Source organism: Adlercreutzia sp. CNCM I-6216, from assembly GCF_977113345.1.
In genome coordinates this window covers 245,676-261,685 of the sequence record NZ_CDSBIE010000002.1, presented here as the reverse complement: position 1 = coordinate 261,685, position 16,010 = coordinate 245,676, and the positions used below count along the sequence as shown (strand labels likewise).

Genomic DNA, 16,010 nt, shown 5'->3' with positions numbered 1-16,010 from the left:
AAATCGTTGCATGCAGTGATTGAGCAGTTTCAGGAGAGGAGATCTTATGGCGGCAAATCAAAGCAGAAGGACGTTCGTGAAGACAGCGGGGACAACGCTTATGGTTGCTGGGCTCGCGGGCATGGGACTTGTGGGTTGCAGCTCGCAAGGTGCCTCCAGTGGCACGGGCAGCACGGGCGACGCGTCCTCCGATGGGTTCGAATGGGATGAAGAGACCGACGTCCTTGTCGTTGGCTCGGGCTTGGCCGGCGTGGCGGCAGCCGTTACCGTGGCAAAGGAAGACCCGAATGCGACATGCCTTCTCATTGAGAAGGGCCAAAGCCCCCTCGGCAATGGAAACAGCCCGTTTTCCACCGGTATCTTCATGTACACGACGGAAGATCGCGAGCAGGATGCGCTCGAGTATCTCAAGGAGCTTCGGGAGAATGAGGAAACCGGGACGCCCGATGATGTGCTCGAGGCATTCGCGAGCGAGATAGTCCATAATCTGGATTGGATCAAAGAGCTGGGCGCCACCGACGCGGATCTTACCATCATCCCCGGCACGGCCGACCTCGTGTGTTTCCCGGAGTACCCCGAACTCGAGCATTCCGCGTCGTGCGATTATGCCGCTTTCGGAGCGGAGGGCAGCAAGTGGGACCATGTCACGAAGTTCATGAACGACGTTCTAAACGACTTGCCTGCCATTACCTTGAAAACCCAATGCCCCCTGACGGCCTTGGTGCAAGATCCTTCCACGAAAACGGTACTCGGCGGCATTTACTCTGACGGAAGCACCGAGGTTCGCGTCAAAGCGAACAAGGGCGTGATCATGACGTGCGGTGGCTTTGAGAGCAATCCCGGCATGATGGCTAATTACTTCTCCGAGCCGACGGTGAAGCCGGTCGCCGCGCAGGAGAACACAGGTGACGGCCATCGCATCTGCACGCTTCTGGGCGCTGCTGAGTGGCATATGAATTCTGGGGCCGGGTTCTGGAACACCATCCGCAAGCTCGATGACTCTGGGTGGGGCAAATACAGCGGAACCGGCAGCATCAATACGGCCCTCGGCATTACCGTAGCGAGTAACGGACGGCGCTTCTACATGGATTGGGATGCGTGTGGCACGATCGATTGGGACCAGTACTATGAGGGCGTGCCGCTGAATGCCTCCGTGGGGTCGCATCACGGCCACATGCAGTTCGGGGGTGATTGGCACCTGCTGCCTATGCCTAAGATCAGCTGGTTCGTGTGCGACCAAACGGCGATTGACAACGGCGTCTTCGCCCTGCAGGGCGAAGACCCGGTGGCCGAGGGCTTCGGTTACAAGGCCGACACGCTCGAGGAGCTTGCTGCTCAGGCAGATCTTCCTGCCGAGCAGCTCATTGAAACTGTTGACCTTTGGAATTCCTATTGCGAGAACGGGAAGGATCCGGCCTTCTTCCGGCCGCCGAATACACTGACGCCCATTAAGACGGCGCCGTTCTACATCATGATGCAGCAGCCTCAGATGCTGAACACCGACGGCGGCCCCGTTCGCAGCGCGAAGGCCGAGATCATCGACGTCGAAGGCAATCCTATTCCGCACCTCTATTCGGCCGGCGAGTTCGGTTCGGTGTGGTCTAGTCTCTACCAAGGCGGAGGCAACTTGGGCGAGTGTCTTGCTTTCGGTCGCATTGCCGCCAGAAGCGCGCTTGCCAACTAATACTTGCTCTCTACGATGCCCTCCCTGCGCCCCGAGATCTCTGTTAAGGTCTCGGGGCGGTTTGCGCCTCTGCGGAAGGCGCGCGGTGCGTGCGTGGAAGCTGGCTAGTCCTTCGCCGTGTTCAGCAGCATCTGGATGCCCTCGTCGATAATGCTGGAGGTCATGGCGCCCATATAGCCGCCAAGAATATTGCCTTCGGCATCGATCAAGTAGGTCTGCGGGATGGAGTTCACCCCGAAGGCAGCCGCAGCCGAGCTGTCCTTATCGAAATAGACGGGGAAAGTGTAGCCGTTGTCTGCGAGGAAGGTCCTGGCGGCTTGTTCCGTCTCGCCGCTCATGCCCGTCATATTCACGATGACAAAGTCGATATCCTGCGCATGCGCCTCCCAGGCCTTCTGGATGTCGGGCATCTCGCTCTGGCACGGACCGCACCAGCTGGCCCAGAAGTTCAGCAGCACCGGTTTGCCTTTGAAATCGGCTAACGTCAGCGTCTTCCCCTGACTATCGGTCATGGTGAAGTCGGGAGCTGCCGTGGTGTTGGCGTCTGGTTCGCTGGTCGGTGCTGACGCTTCGGGGTCGGCCTGCTCGGAAGCTGGCTTTTCTACCACGGGCGTTTGTTCGGAAGCGGGTGCGAGGGCCGAGTAGGCTATCCCTGCGCCGATGAGCAACACGGCGAAGGCCGCGATGGCGACGACAAGTCCCACGTGCTTTTTCTTGTCGCTCGCTGCTGTAGAGGGGCCAGACGCCTCCGTGGCATCAATCCGCTCGCGCTCGGCCAGCTGCTCGCCAAGGCGTTCTCCGCGCTGCTCGGGGCTTTCGACGCCCCCCGCGTTCAGTGGGTTTTCGTTTTTATCCATGATGCACCCTTTCTCGTTGTGCCGCTTAGCTCAGAAGACGAAGGAACCCGCCAAGCAACCCCGTGGCCATGAGCACGCCCACGACCATGAGGAACCAACCGCACACTTTATTGATGATATCGTAATGGCTTTTGATGACGGTAAATGCGCCTTTCAACTTATCGATGAGTACGGCTGCCGCCACAAAGGGAATGCCCAGGCCTGCCGAGTAGCACAGCAGGAGCACTACCCCCTCAACAATTGAGGCCTGCTGGGATGCCAGCATAAGCGCCGACCCTAGGAAAGCCCCTACGCAGGGCGTCCACCCAATGGAAAAGATGACACCGAACAGCATCGAGGAGAAGAACCCCAGATGGCGTCCGGCAAGGGGATTCTTGGCGCCGCGAAACAGGTTCACTTTGATGAACCCGAGAAAGTACAGGCCGAACGCGATAACCACCAGGCCGCACACCACGTTGACGGCACTTTGATACTCGATGAAGAACGCGCCCACCGACGAAGCCAAAGCTCCCATAGCGATGAACACGCACGTGAAGCCGAGCACAAAGCCGAGGGCGTTGCGCAGCACCACCGAAGTGCGCACCTCCTCGCCGGCGGCGAAGTAGGTGACGTAGATGGGAATCATGGGAAGCAGGCACGGCGACACGAAGGTGATGATGCCCTCCAGAAAGGTGATGAGATAGGTCACAAATCCTCCTCCTGCTTCGCTCGCCGTTTTGCGATGTCTCGCATTATTCCCTATTTGCGAGCGACGTGCCTCCGTCTTCACAGAAAGTGAAGTGACCGTTACGTGCTTCGGCATCGTGCGGCGGCCCGTTGCCGCAAGGCGTTTCTGGCGTTATGCTGGTGGGCGTAAATGAAATTGTGAGTGCGCGCGATTGGCTCGAAGGGACTGCGTCGTTCGAAGGGGTCGCGTTGTTCAAAGGGAAGTAATGTGACTGTTTTGGCTGATTCCATCACGCGTCGTCGTTTTGTGCGGTTGGCGGCTTTGGCTGGCGGAAGTCTGGCGTTGGGCGGCTGCGCGGGCGACGGGTCGAACGGGGCGGACGATTCAGCTGGCGAAGGCGCAGGCGAGGGCCGAGGCCCCGAAGATGCTGCGGCCGCCGCGCGTGCTGCTGTGGACGAGCGCATCGGCACCATGACGCTCGAGCAGAAGGTAGCCCAGCTGTTTATCGTGACCCCCGAAGCGCTGGTGGAAGGTGTGTCCCAGGTTACCCAGGCGGGGGATATGACCCGCGAGGGCGTTGCGGCCCATCCCGTGGGTGGCATCGTTTACTTCGCCCAGAACCTGCTCGACCCCGAGCAGACGACGACCATGCTCCCGAACGTCAAGCAGTTCTACGCCGACAGCGGCAATGTGGCACCCTTCATCGCCGTGGACGAAGAGGGAGGCACGGTGGTGCGCGTCGCCGGCAACGAGGCCTTCGGTGTCCAGGACGTGGGCGACGCCTCCGCCCTCGGCAGCGCCGGCGATACCGAAGCCGCCAAGCGCGCCGCCGAGCAGATCGCCGACTACCTGGCGCCGCTCGGGTTCAACCTTGATTTCGCCCCCGTGGCCGACGTGGTGAACCCGTTGCGCAGCGACACCATGGGTCTGCGTTCGTTCTCGAGTGATGCCGCCGTGGCGGCCGATATGGTGCGGGCCGAGGTGGAAGGCTTCCGCGACAAGAAGATGCTCTGCTGCGCGAAGCACTTCCCGGGCATTGGCGCGGCAGCCGGCGATTCCCACGAGGGAGCCATCACCATCGAAGCGACGAGCGAGGAGTTGGAAACGGTGGATCTCGTGCCCTTCCGCGCAGCCATCGAAGCAGGGGTGCCTATGATCATGGTGGGGCACGTGAGCCTGCCGAACATCATCGGCGACAGTACGCCGGCCCCGCTCAGTTCGACCGTTGTCCAGGGCATGCTGCGCGATTCTCTGGGTTACACGGGTATCGTCGTCACCGACTCGCTTTCCATGGGCGCCATCACCAGCTACTACACCCCGGCGGAAGCGGTGGTCGCGGCGCTCAAGGCCGGTTGCGACATTCTGCTCATGCCCGAGCGTTTCGACGAGGTCTACCAGGGGGTGTTGGACGCCGTGCAGGCAGGCGAGCTGACTGAAGAGCGCCTCGACGAGTCCCTCATCCGCATCCTCTCCGTCAAGCAGGAGTACTTCGGGCTGTAGGGGCGCGTTTTCTCCGTAGGGGGCGACCTTGGTCGCCCCTGGGCCGCAATGGCGGCGGGTGCCGGGATTTGAAGACAACGGCGCCTTCTCAATGCAAGGTCGATCCGCTTGCGGAGGGGCGACCAAGGTCGCCCCTACGGGGTCATAGCGGTTCGCTTACGGGGTTTCGACGGCGAGGCCCTTACGCCGCTGGTTCCCAGATGCGGACGAGGCAGTGCTTCTGCTGCTCGCCGCCGATGGGGGTGTAGTCCACGTTGCAGTAGGTGACGGCGCGCGTGCCCATATGCGTGGAAGCGAGGAAATCGTTGTAGTCGCCCGATCCCTCCTCAAGGGGCAGCTTCACATAGCGTCGTCCTGCAAGATCGATGGCCACCATGAAGCTACCGCCGCGCACCATGAGCCAGTTGCCGCACCAGCAGGGCGGGGAAAGCGGGTTCGCTGCGAAATGGAACCAGGGCACGGCGCTGTAGGCCTCAGTGCCGAGGTTGGTGCAGGCGATGGGCAGGTACGGCGCGGCGGCGTCTGCCTCGCCCGTCTCGGCAGCGGCTTCCTCAGCGTTGGCTGCCGCGAGCGAGACGGCCTCGGGGGATTCCATGGGCAAGTAGGTGCCCAAATTCGCGATACCCTCGCCGTAGTTGTAAATGCCGTCGAAAGCGAAGCTGAAGCCGGTTTTGCCCCAGCCGCATTCCATCGGCTTCATGGACGAGGGCAGAACGCAGGCGTCGGTAACCTCGCCGGTGGCGGCGTCCAGGTGGGTGAGCTGGTAGTAGGTGCCGCTTGTGCGGGCGCGGGGCGCCAGCGCGAGACTGTCTCCGCAGGAGGTGGGCGCGCAGGCCATGCGTCCCTGGGAGGCGTACACTACCTGGGAATCGGCCGTGCCGAAGGCGGCGCGCAAAAGCTGCGAATCTTCCACGCGGGCGTTGCCGTCGAGCTGCGGAAGGCGCTGCCAGAAAGCGTAGCCGGCGGCGACGGCCAAGGTGGGCATCTCCCAGTTCACGTCGCCCTCGTCGAGCAGCTGCGGCTCGCCCAGCGTTGTGCCGGAAAGCGATGCCGCGTACACGCGCCAGACATTGTCCAGGATGTCGGCTTCGGTCCAGACGACGCCGGCGCTGTTCGCGCGCACATCGTAAATCTCGAAACCCTCGGCCTCGCCCACGGCATGCTCGATGATGGTGGTGCACTCGGCTGAGGACAGGTCGAGGAGCCCCACCTCGGCCAGGGGCTTGGCGGTTTCCGTGGGAAGCAGGCAGGCGGCAACGGCGTCGTCGCTGCACCAGACGAGCGTGCCGAAGGGCAGCTTCGCCGAGCCGGCCAGCGTGACGGCGTCCTCATAGTTTTCCATCTCTTCCAAGTCGGTCTGCGCGGTGACGGCGTTTTCGGGCACCTTAAGGGTTTTCAGGGCGTCGTCGTCGCCGGAGCGCCCGGCTGCCCAAGCGGCCCCGCCGCCCACGGCGGCCAGCGCGGCCACGCCCGCCACGCCGTAGAGGAAATGACGGCGCGTCAGCAAGACCTCGTGGCCTCCGGGCAAGGAGAGGGATGTGGGTTGTTTTGTTGCAACGCGCCGCGTGGGCGCGGATCTTCTCTGTGGCATGGGACTATTGTGTCATTTCGCATACGCCTCGGCGACCATACGAAGGCAAACGCTACAATAAATGCAAACACGACTGCCGGGCTGATATATGGGCCAACTGCCGATGAAATCGCAGGTCAGCACAGATTTCAGCTTTGGCATCTTAGAAACTGCAAGCGAGTATGCAAGGAGCACATTCCATGAGCAACGAGACGCGACGCATTCTTCTGGTTGAAGACGAGAAGGCCATCCGCGATGCGGTGACGGCCTATTTGGAGCGCGAGAACTACTGGGTGACCGCCGTCGGCGACGGCCAGGACGCCCTGGAAGAGTTCCAGAAGCATCACTTCGATCTGGTCATCCTCGACCTCATGCTGCCCCGGGTGCCGGGCGAGCGCGTCTGCCGCGTCATCCGCGACACCTCCGATGTGCCGATCATCATGCTGACGGCGAAGGGCGAGGTGGAAGATCGCATCATCGGCCTGGAGCTGGGCGCCGACGACTACTTGGTGAAGCCCTTCAGCCCCCGCGAGCTGGTGGCCCGCTCCCGCGCGCTGCTGCGCCGCGTGCACGCCGATTCCGAGCCCCAGCGCGAGGTGCTCGAGTTCGGCGAGCTCACCATCGACGTGTCGGGCCACAAGGTGCTCGTCTCCGGCGAGGAGATCGATCTTACCGCCAGCGAGTTCAAGCTGCTCACCACGCTGTCCCGCTACCCCGGTCGCGTGTACAGCCGCATGGAGCTCGTGGAGAAGGTGCTCGGCTACGACTTCGAGGGCTACGAGCGCACCATCGACTCCCATGTGAAGAACCTGCGCGCCAAGATCGGCGACAACCCGCGCAACCCGAAGTGGCTCCACACCGTGCACGGCGTGGGCTACCGCTTCGAGGATCCCACCAAGAACGGCCAGTAATCGCCCGTTCATTTCGCGTACTTGCCGCCGGAGCCGCTCGGCTTTGGTGTCCGCCGTCTGCTTCGAAGGAGTTCCATGACCGAGACGGAAGCAAAACCGCGCATTCTGGAAACCGCTGAAGAGGTCGCCCCGCCGGCGGCCTCTTCGCCTTCTCCGGAACGCAAGAAGGAAAAGAAGCACCTGCGTTGGTCGAACCTGTCCTATACGACCCGCGTGACCTTGGCCTTCGCCCTCATCGCCGCCATGACCGCCCTTGTGGCCATCGGCGTGGTCTCCTTTGTGTGGGAACAGCATTTCTGCACCTACACGGCCGACAACATGCAGACGCTCTGCGAGACCACGGCGAACCGCATCGCGGCCATTTACGAGGAGACCGGCGATTTGTGGAATCCCGAGACCACCCGCCCGGCCGCCCAGGCCACCGAGCTCACGAGCGGTGTGGGCGTGCGGGTGATCGACTTGAAGGGGAGCACCGTTTTCGACTCCTCCGTCATCATCGACGAGCAGCAGGGCGACGTGTTCACGTCCTTCGCACCTCAGGACCGCTCGCAGGCGGCCACGGCTTCCATCGTGCTTCCCGATGGCGAGAAAGTGGGCACCGTGCGCCTGTGGGTCTACGGCTCCGAGGCCCTTATGCGCCAGCCCGACCAGGAGTTCCGCGATAACTCCTACCAGGCTATGTTCATCGCCGGCGGCGTGGCCATCGTGCTCGCCTCCTGCATCGGCTTCCTCTTCGCGCGCAACTTGGTGTCGCCGATCAACCGCATTATGAAGACGGCCCGGGCCATCGGCGACGGCGATCTGTCGGCCCGCACGAAGCTGACCGGCGAGGACGAGGTGGCCCGCCTCGGCGAGACCTTCGACGCCATGGCCGAGTCGGTGGAGAAGGACCGCGATTTGGAGCGGCGCCTCACCACCGACGTCGCCCACGAGCTGCGCACCCCGCTCATGGCCATCCAGGCCACGGTGGAGGCCATGATCGACGGCGTCTACGAGGCCGACGAGGAGCGCCTGGTCACCGTGAATTCCGAGATCCAGCGCCTGTCGCGGCTGGTGAACGCCCTTCTGAAGCTGTCGCGCTTGGAAAACCGCGCCGAGCCCATGAAGGAAGAGGTTGTCAACGTCGGCGATCTCATCGCCGGCATCATTGCCACCCATGAGATGTTCGTGTCCGATTCCGGCCTCACCCTGGAGTACGACGCTCAGCCCGACGTCATGGTGGTGGGCGACGCCGACATGATCCGCCAGGCCACGGCGAACCTGATTTCCAACGCCGTGCGCTACACCCCGGAGGGCGGCCACATCACGGTGTCGGTGAAGAAGGGCGACATCATGGCCTCCATTGCTGTGCGCGACACCGGCATCGGCCTTTCCAAAGAGGAGGCCCGCATGGTGTTCTCGCGCTTCTGGCGCGCCGACGCCGGCCGCAACCGCGAGAGCGGTGGTTTGGGCGTGGGCCTGGCCGTGGTGAAGGAGATCGTCGACCGCCACGGCGGCTGGGTGCAGGTGGAAGGCGAGAAGGGCAAGGGCGCCTGCTTCACCATCCATATCCCGTTGTACGACGAAGACGCCTCCAAGCACCGCCGCAACTCCAAGAAGCGCACCGGCCACAAAAAGCCCGCGAAAGCAAGCCGATAGGAGAAGGTGCCCTTCGGCGTTCTGCAAGTTTTGCGGCCTCGAAGCAACGTCGCGGCGATCCGGATGGCGCGATTTACGGCATTGCTGGGCGCCTGACGATCGAGATGGACAAAAACGGGTAGCTAGCTGCGAGCTAGCCCCTGGGATGGTAACGTTTTGGCCGAAAAGGGGTCGTTAACTGCGAGCTAGCCCTGCGGTGGACACGTATTGGACAAAAACGGGTAGCTAGCTGCGAGTTGCCCCCTGTGCTGGCCCCGTTTTGGCCAAAAAAGGACCGCTAGCTGCATTTGGTGCGCGCGCGTCCATGTTCTCGTCGATTGCCGCGTCTTCTGACCAGGCGAAACGCGAAACGGATGGAGGGCTTTTTGCTGGCCGGACAATCAATGGCCAGAAATGGTGCGCCGACTGACAGTTAATGGGTACTTTTTGGCCATTTCGAACAGAAGGGGTATCGTGCCGTTCTCTGTGAAGCGACGGTGCGAGGGCCGTATTTGTGCCATAATGTCCGATACGCGAAAAGCGCTTGGGTACCTGCGCTCGAACGGCGTCCGTTGGGCGGTGTTCGAGCGGAGCGGCAGCCGGGCCATCAAGGAGAAAGGGCACTCATGGCGGGAATCGACATTACTCCCGACGCGCAGGGCAAGGTGCGCGATCTGTACGATTTGGGCGACAGGCTGCTGCTCGTGGCCACCGACCGCATCTCGGCCTTCGACTACATTCTGGAAGACGAGATCCCCTACAAGGGCCAGGTGCTCACCCAGCTCTCCAAGTTCTGGTTCGATCTGCTCGACGGCGTCGTGGAGAACCACCTCATCTCCACCGACGTGGCCGACCTGCCCGAGGAGTTCCAGCCCTACGCCGACTATCTGCGCGGTCGCTTCATGCTAGTGAAGAAGGCCGACATGTTCCCCGCCGAGTGCATCGTGCGCGGGTATCTGGCTGGTAGCGGCCTGAAGGAGTACAACCGCGAGGGCACCGTCTGCGGCATAGAGCTGCCCCAAGGCCTCGTGAACTCCTCGAAGCTGCCCGAGCCCATCTTCACCCCCTCCACCAAGGCCGAGATTGGCGACCACGACGAGAACATCTCCTTCGAGCGCCTTACGGAAATCCTCGGGGAAGAGGATGCCACGGCCCTGCGCGACTTGGCGTTGAAGGTATACACCACCGCCGCCGACCACGCGGCCGAGCGCGGTGTTATCATCGCCGACACGAAGTTCGAGTTCGGCCGTCTCGGTGACACCATCATCTTGGCCGACGAGGTACTCACCCCCGACTCCTCGCGCTTCTGGCCCGGCGATACCTACGAGGAGGGCAAGGACCAGCCCAGCTTCGACAAGCAGTTCGTCCGCGATTGGCTGACGGCCCATTGGGACAAGACCGGGAACCCGCCGCGCCTTCCCCAGGAGATCATCGACGCCACGTCCGCGAAGTACATCCAGGCTTACGAGACCATCACCGGCAAGAAGTTCGACCCCGCGACGTTCTAGCGCCGCCCGCCCGCAAAACCCGCCGTCATTCTGAGCGAGCGGAGCGAGTCGAAAAATCTCGCGAGATCTTTCGACTTCGGCCTTTCGGCCTGCGCTCAAGATGACGTGAACTGAAGGAGAGAGATGTCCCAACGCAACCCCATGAACGAACGCTACACCTCCGAGGAGCGCACCGGCACAACGCGCAAGTCGGCCGCCTCGGCCAAGCCCAAGGCCAAGGCCGCCGCCTCGGTCACCGTGAAATCGGCGAAGAAGACGCCCGAGCAGCGCAAGGCCGAGGAGAAGGCCGCCCGCAAGGCCGCCGCCGCCAAGCAGCGCGAGGTGGAGCGCAAGTACTACAAGCCCGACACGCCGCGCTACAAGCGTCTGCGCCTCATCTGGTGGATCCTGCTCATCGCGGCCATCGGCTGCACGACCTTGAGCTTCGTCGGCCAGCAGTCGCTGCCGCCTCAGGTGGCGGTTGTGACGCTCATCTTGGCCTACGTGTTCATCATCGCCGCTTTCGTGCTCGATTTTTGGAAGATCAAGAAGGAGCGCGTGGCCTACCAGGAGCGCATGCTGGCGCTTGAGGAGAAGAACGCCAAGGCCGAGAAGCAGGCGCGCCGCGTGCAGCAGGCCAAGCAGGTGAAGGCGAAGGGGTCGGGGAAGAACCAGAACCGCCATGCGGCCCAGAAGAAGGCTGGCGAGGCCGATGGGGATGCCGATGCCGCCGATGCCGGCGAGTCCGACGAGCCTCCGGTGAAGCCGGCCCGCCGCGGCCTGTTCGGCAGCGGCTTCCGTCTGTCGAACCGTGAGAAGATGCAAGCCGAGAAGAAGGCCGCCAAAGAGGCCGAAAAAGCTCAAAAAACCGAGTAGCACCTACCGTAGGGGGCGACCTCGGTCGCCCCTTCTCAAGTGAGGTGACTCCACTTGGTGAGGAGCGACCGAGGTCGCCCCGTACGGGGGGGTCAGTTGAACTAAGGTCCACCCCTATGGAAAAGTTCGAGCGCTCATTCCTTGAAGAGAGAGGCACATCCATGGTATCTCGCGTCTATGTTGAGAAGAAGCCCGGGTTTGATGGCGAGGCTCGCGCCCTGGCAGCCGAGCTGCGCGACATCGTCGGCATTTCGGGGCTGACCGGCGTGCGCCTGGTGAACCGCTACGACGTGGAAGGCGCGAGCGAGGAGCTGTTCGCCGCCTGCGTGCCCACGGTGTTCTCCGAGCCGCAGTCCGACACCGCCACCTACGACCTGCCCGATGCCCCCGGCGCGGCCGTGTTCGCCGTGGAGTACCTGCCCGGCCAGTTCGACCAGCGCGCCGACTCGGCGAGCGAGTGCATCCAGCTCATCAGCCAGGGCGAGCGCCCGGATGTTCGCTCGGCAGTGGTGTATTACCTGGAAGGCAACCTGACCGACGCTGACGTGGAAGCCGTGAAGCGCTACGTTATCAATCCGGTGGAGGCTCGCGAAGCGTCGCTTGAGCCTCGCGACACCCTGGCCATGGCCTTCGAGCGCCCGGCCGACGTGGAGGTCATCGAGGGCTTCACCGCCTTTTCCGATGACGAGCTGGCCCGCTTCATCGACGAGCGCGGCCTGGCCATGGATCTGGCCGACATCCAGTTCTGCCGCGCCTACTTCGCTGAAGAGGGCCGCGATCCTTCCATCACTGAGATCAAGATGATCGACACCTACTGGTCGGACCACTGCCGCCACACCACCTTCGGCACCGTGCTCGATGACGTGGAAATCGCCGACGCCAACGTGCAGGCCGCCTTCGACCGCTATCTGGAGCTGCGCCACGAGCTCGGCCGCGATGAGAAGCCGGTCTGCCTCATGGACATGGGCACCATCGGCGCGAAGTGGCTGAAGAAAGAGGGCATTCTCACCGGGCTCGACGAGTCCGAGGAGATCAACGCTTGCACCATCAAGTGCAAGGTGGATGTCGATGGCGAGGAGCAGGACTGGCTGTACCTCTTTAAGAACGAGACCCACAACCACCCCACCGAGATCGAGCCCTTCGGCGGCGCGGCCACCTGCGTGGGCGGTGCCATCCGCGACCCCCTCTCGGGCCGCTCCTACGTGTACCAGGCCATGCGCGTCACGGGCGCGGCCGACCCCACGGTGCCCGTGGCCGATACCATTCCCGGCAAGCTGCCCCAGCGCAAGCTCGTGACCACGGCGGCGGCCGGTTACTCCTCTTACGGCAACCAGATCGGCCTGGCTACGGGCCAGGTGCATGAGCTGTACCACCCCGGCTACGCCGCCAAGCGCATGGAAATCGGCGCGGTGGTGGGCGCTACGCCGGCCGATCACGTGCGTCGCGAGACGCCGGCGCCGGGGGATGTGGTGGTGCTTCTCGGCGGCCGCACGGGCCGCGACGGCATCGGCGGCGCCACAGGCTCTTCCAAGGCCCATTCCGTGGAATCTTTGGAAAGCTGCGGGGCCGAGGTGCAGAAGGGCAACGCGCCGGTGGAGCGCAAGATCCAGCGCCTGTTCCGCCGCGGGGATGCCTGCCGCATGATCAAGCGCTGCAACGACTTCGGCGCCGGCGGCGTGTCGGTGGCTATTGGCGAGTTGGCCGACGGTCTGGACATCAATCTGGACGCCGTGCCCAAGAAGTACGACGGGCTCGATGGCACGGAGCTTGCCATTTCCGAGTCGCAGGAGCGCATGGCCGTGGCGCTGGCGCCTGAGGACGTGGACGCCTTCATCGCGCTGGCCCACGAGGAAAATCTGGAGGCCACGCCGGTGGCCGTAGTCACGGAAGAACCGCGCGTGCGCATGCATTGGCGCGGCGACACCATCGTGGACGTGAGCCGCGAGTTTCTCGCGAGCAACGGCGCGCCGAAGCATGCGGCGGTGGCCGTGCCCGCGCCGGCCGACGAGAGCTTCGCCGAAAGCGCCTGCGACCGCGCTTTCGAGGCGACAAGCGAGCTGACCGACCCCGTGGTGGACGCCGTGTGCGACGCCGACTCGCTGGAAGTGTCCCTCGCGGCGCTCATGGGCGACATCAACCGCGCCTCGAACAAGGGCCTTGTGGAGCGCTTCGACTCCACCATCGGCGCGGCCACGGTGCTCATGCCCTTCGGCGGCGCGCGCCAGCTCACCCCGGCGCTCGCCATGGTGGCGAAGCTGCCGGTGCTCGGCGGCAAGACCACGACGGTCTCGGGCCTGTCCTGGGGCTTCAACCCGTATCTTTCGTCCTACGACCCCTATGCTGGTGCCTACATGGCCGTGCTCGATTCCGTGGCGAAGCTCGTGGCCACCGGCTTCGAGCGGGCGAACATGTACCTCACCTTCCAAGAGTACTTCGAGAAGCTGCGCCAGGATCCCGAGCGCTGGGGCAAGCCCATGGCGGCGGTGCTCGGCGCGCTCATGGCCCAGATCGATTTCGGGGTGGGCGCCATCGGTGGCAAGGACTCTATGTCCGGCTCCTTCGAGGACTTGGACGTGCCGCCCACGCTCGTGTCCTTCGCGACGGCCATCGGTGACATCGACCGCGTCACCTCGCCGGAGCTGAAGGAAGCGGGCGACAACCTCATCTGGGTTTCCTTCGAGGACGCGCTGGCGTCGAGCGTCTGCGCCGCCTTCGACGCGGTGGAGTACCTCATCGGTGCGGGTGTCGTGCGGGCCTGCGCGAGCGGCGCCTACGGCGGCTTGGCCGAGACGCTGGTGAAGGCGACCGTGGGCAATGGCCTGGGTATCACCGTGGACGAGGACATCGACATGGGCCAGCTGTTCGAGCCGGCCTACGGCACGTTCGTGATCGAGCTGGCTGCCGGCGAGGATGCCCAGTCCGTCGTCACGCGTTTGGAAGACGCTGGACTCGACGCCAACGTGGATGTGGTGGCACTCGGTCAGGTGACCAGCGCTTACGAGCTGGCGTGCGACGGCCAAGTGGCCGATCTCGCCGTGGTTCAGGAGGCGTGGGAACGCGGAGGCGGCCTTGAAAGCGTGTTCCCGTACCGTACCTCGCCGGAGGAGCGCGCCGTCGCCGAGCCCGTGCCCGCCATCAGCTTCGAAGGGGAGGCGGCTCCGGCTTACCACGGCCCGGCGCTGCTGGGCGACGCCTCCGGTGCTCCGCGCGTGGTCATTCCGGTGTTCCCCGGCAACAACTGCGAGTACGACTCCGCTGCCGCCTTCGAGCGGGCCGGCGCCGTGCCCACCGTGTACGTGGTGAACAACCTGACGCCCGAGGCGGTGGCCGAATCCACCGCCGAGCTGGCGCGTCTTATTCGGGCGTCCCAGATTGTCATGATTCCCGGAGGTTTCTCCGGCGGCGACGAGCCCGACGGCTCCGCGAAGTTCATCACGGCCTTCTTCCGCGCCCCGGAGGTCACCGAGGCGGTGCGCGATTTGCTGCAGGCGCGCGACGGCCTCATGCTCGGCATCTGCAACGGTTTCCAGGCGCTCGTGAAGCTGGGCCTGGTGCCCTTCGGCGACATCCGTCCCATGGACGCCGATTGCGCCACCCTCACCTTCAACAACATCGGCCGTCACCAGAGCACGCTCGTGCGAACGCGCGTGGCCAGCACGATGTCCCCCTGGATGAGCCGCATGGAAGTGGGCGAGATGCACACCGTGGCCATCAGCCACGGCGAGGGGCGCTTCGTGGCGCCGCAGCCTCTGCTGGATTCCATGATTGCGAACGGACAAGTTGCCACTCAGTACGTGGACGCCGCGGGGCAGCCCTCCATGGACTTGGCGGTGAACCCCAACGGGTCGATGCTCGCCATCGAGGGCATCACGAGCCCCGACGGCCACGTGCTCGGCAAGATGGGTCACACGGAACGCGCCGGCGCGGGCCTGTACAAGAACGCCTTCGGCAACACCTACCAGCCCCTCTTCGAAGGCGGTGTCGACTACTTCCGCACGAAGTAGTTACTGCCACGCGAGGTAGTTGCCGCTGCATGAGGTGGCTGCTCGGGAGGGTGGCGTGCGACCGCCCGTCGGTGGGACCGGGGGTTTGATGCCCGAAAACAACAAGGGCGACGTCAGGAACGGAAGTTTGGTACCTGGCGTCGCCCTTTTTGCGGCCAACTTGCGGAGTTTGGCATCGAATGGTGCCAAGTTTGGCAGTTTGGTACCCTGCCTTGGTCAAATTGCGAAGTTTGGTACCCGAAAACTTGCACGTACGAATTTCTGACCTGGTGTTTCTTCGGAGTCGAGGTACCAAACTGCGGTTTTTGGCCGAATTCGGGGGTGCCAAACCCCCGATCTTGGAAGAGGGCAGGTGTCATATCGCGGATCTTGTCCGAGAAAGATGGATACCGGTTCATCGGGCGGTAGGGCTGTGGTTGTGGTCTCCTTGTCGACGGCGCCAGATGGATCGTCGAGGTCGTCGCGCGGCACTGCCCCGGGGTCGAGTGCGCTGTGGATCCGCTCTATGTGGTGCAGTGGGTGACCGACGTGCTCGACGAGACCCGCAGGGAGGCGTGGCGCGGCTGCGAAGGCTGAGGGTTCTCGCCTGGGCCTACCTTCTGCACCGCCGCTGCCGCAAAGCCGCCGCCGAAGACCGCAGCCAGACCTTCGAAAATGTCAACGAGTGACGACGCCCCTGGCAAAAAGTCGCCCCGGGCTACGGTGTTGTATACAGCAAACTTTGTAGTATAGAGCAAAAAAGCAGGTCATTGCTTAGCATCTATTTGTCAACATGAGCTAACACCGTAGCCCGACCCGCAAAAATGACGAAGGCGCGCAGTTGCCCTGACAAAAAAG

General features: G+C 63.6%; 10 protein-coding genes. 7 read left to right on the top strand and 3 right to left on the bottom strand.

The window, feature by feature from the left end; translation table 11 throughout:
• Positions 1–46: 46 nt before the first annotated feature.
• Positions 47–1,684: an FAD-dependent oxidoreductase gene (locus tag ACYVRU_RS02890; RefSeq protein WP_279056277.1), complete on the top strand. Its 1,638-nt coding sequence runs from the start codon at positions 47–49 to the stop codon at positions 1,682–1,684.
• 104 nt (positions 1,685–1,788) lie between these two features.
• On the opposite strand, the gene ACYVRU_RS02885 is transcribed toward ACYVRU_RS02890, so the two are convergent.
• On the bottom strand, positions 1,789–2,541 hold the full coding sequence (locus ACYVRU_RS02885) for a TlpA family protein disulfide reductase (RefSeq protein ID WP_418686223.1): 753 nt from the start codon (positions 2,539–2,541) through the stop codon (positions 1,789–1,791).
• Between the two features lie 25 nt (positions 2,542–2,566).
• Positions 2,567–3,229 carry a cytochrome c biogenesis CcdA family protein gene (locus ACYVRU_RS02880; RefSeq protein WP_418686224.1) on the bottom strand — a complete coding sequence of 221 codons (663 nt, stop codon included), beginning with the start codon at positions 3,227–3,229 and terminating at the stop codon, positions 2,567–2,569.
• 246 nt (positions 3,230–3,475) lie between these two features.
• On the opposite strand from ACYVRU_RS02880, the gene ACYVRU_RS02875 reads away from it, so the two are divergent.
• On the top strand, positions 3,476–4,708 hold the full coding sequence (locus ACYVRU_RS02875) for a glycoside hydrolase family 3 protein (RefSeq protein WP_461185699.1): 1,233 nt from the start codon (positions 3,476–3,478) through the stop codon (positions 4,706–4,708).
• 181 nt (positions 4,709–4,889) lie between these two features.
• Here ACYVRU_RS02875 and ACYVRU_RS02870 read toward each other — a convergent pair whose 3' ends face one another.
• On the bottom strand, positions 4,890–6,215 hold the full coding sequence (locus tag ACYVRU_RS02870) for a twin-arginine translocation signal domain-containing protein (protein WP_223900944.1): 1,326 nt from the start codon (positions 6,213–6,215) through the stop codon (positions 4,890–4,892).
• A gap of 263 nt (positions 6,216–6,478) precedes the next feature.
• Here ACYVRU_RS02870 and ACYVRU_RS02865 point away from each other — a divergent pair, with 263 nt between their 5' ends.
• From ACYVRU_RS02865 to ACYVRU_RS02845, 5 genes are all read left to right on the top strand, one after another.
• Entirely contained in the window at positions 6,479–7,189 is a 711-nt protein-coding gene (locus tag ACYVRU_RS02865; protein ID WP_022741169.1) for a response regulator transcription factor, read from the top strand.
• Between the two features lie 75 nt (positions 7,190–7,264).
• Positions 7,265–8,827 carry a sensor histidine kinase gene (locus ACYVRU_RS02860; RefSeq protein WP_461185698.1) on the top strand — a complete coding sequence of 521 codons (1,563 nt, stop codon included), beginning with the start codon at positions 7,265–7,267 and terminating at the stop codon, positions 8,825–8,827.
• Between the two features lie 605 nt (positions 8,828–9,432).
• Complete coding sequence (locus tag ACYVRU_RS02855) at positions 9,433–10,314, top strand: phosphoribosylaminoimidazolesuccinocarboxamide synthase (RefSeq protein ID WP_114548581.1); 882 nt, start codon at positions 9,433–9,435, stop codon at positions 10,312–10,314.
• 123 nt (positions 10,315–10,437) lie between these two features.
• Positions 10,438–11,169 carry a hypothetical protein gene (locus tag ACYVRU_RS02850; protein ID WP_114548582.1) on the top strand — a complete coding sequence of 244 codons (732 nt, stop codon included), beginning with the start codon at positions 10,438–10,440 and terminating at the stop codon, positions 11,167–11,169.
• Between the two features lie 161 nt (positions 11,170–11,330).
• Positions 11,331–15,173: a phosphoribosylformylglycinamidine synthase gene (locus tag ACYVRU_RS02845; RefSeq protein WP_461185697.1), complete on the top strand. Its 3,843-nt coding sequence runs from the start codon at positions 11,331–11,333 to the stop codon at positions 15,171–15,173.
• The last annotated feature ends 837 nt before the right edge of the window (positions 15,174–16,010 follow it).

Excerpts from the sequence above, each read along its gene's own strand:
- ACYVRU_RS02845 (WP_461185697.1), top strand. The coding sequence starts at position 11,331 with ATGGTATCTCGCGTCTATGTTGAGAAGAAGCCCGGGTTTGATGGCGAG.
- ACYVRU_RS02885 (WP_418686223.1), bottom strand. The coding sequence starts at position 2,541 with ATGGATAAAAACGAAAACCCACTGAACGCGGGGGGCGTCGAAAGCCCC.
- ACYVRU_RS02890 (WP_279056277.1), top strand. The coding sequence starts at position 47 with ATGGCGGCAAATCAAAGCAGAAGGACGTTCGTGAAGACAGCGGGGACA.
- ACYVRU_RS02865 (WP_022741169.1), top strand. The coding sequence starts at position 6,479 with ATGAGCAACGAGACGCGACGCATTCTTCTGGTTGAAGACGAGAAGGCC.
- ACYVRU_RS02860 (WP_461185698.1), top strand. The coding sequence starts at position 7,265 with ATGACCGAGACGGAAGCAAAACCGCGCATTCTGGAAACCGCTGAAGAG.
- ACYVRU_RS02855 (WP_114548581.1), top strand. The coding sequence starts at position 9,433 with ATGGCGGGAATCGACATTACTCCCGACGCGCAGGGCAAGGTGCGCGAT.
- ACYVRU_RS02850 (WP_114548582.1), top strand. The coding sequence starts at position 10,438 with ATGTCCCAACGCAACCCCATGAACGAACGCTACACCTCCGAGGAGCGC.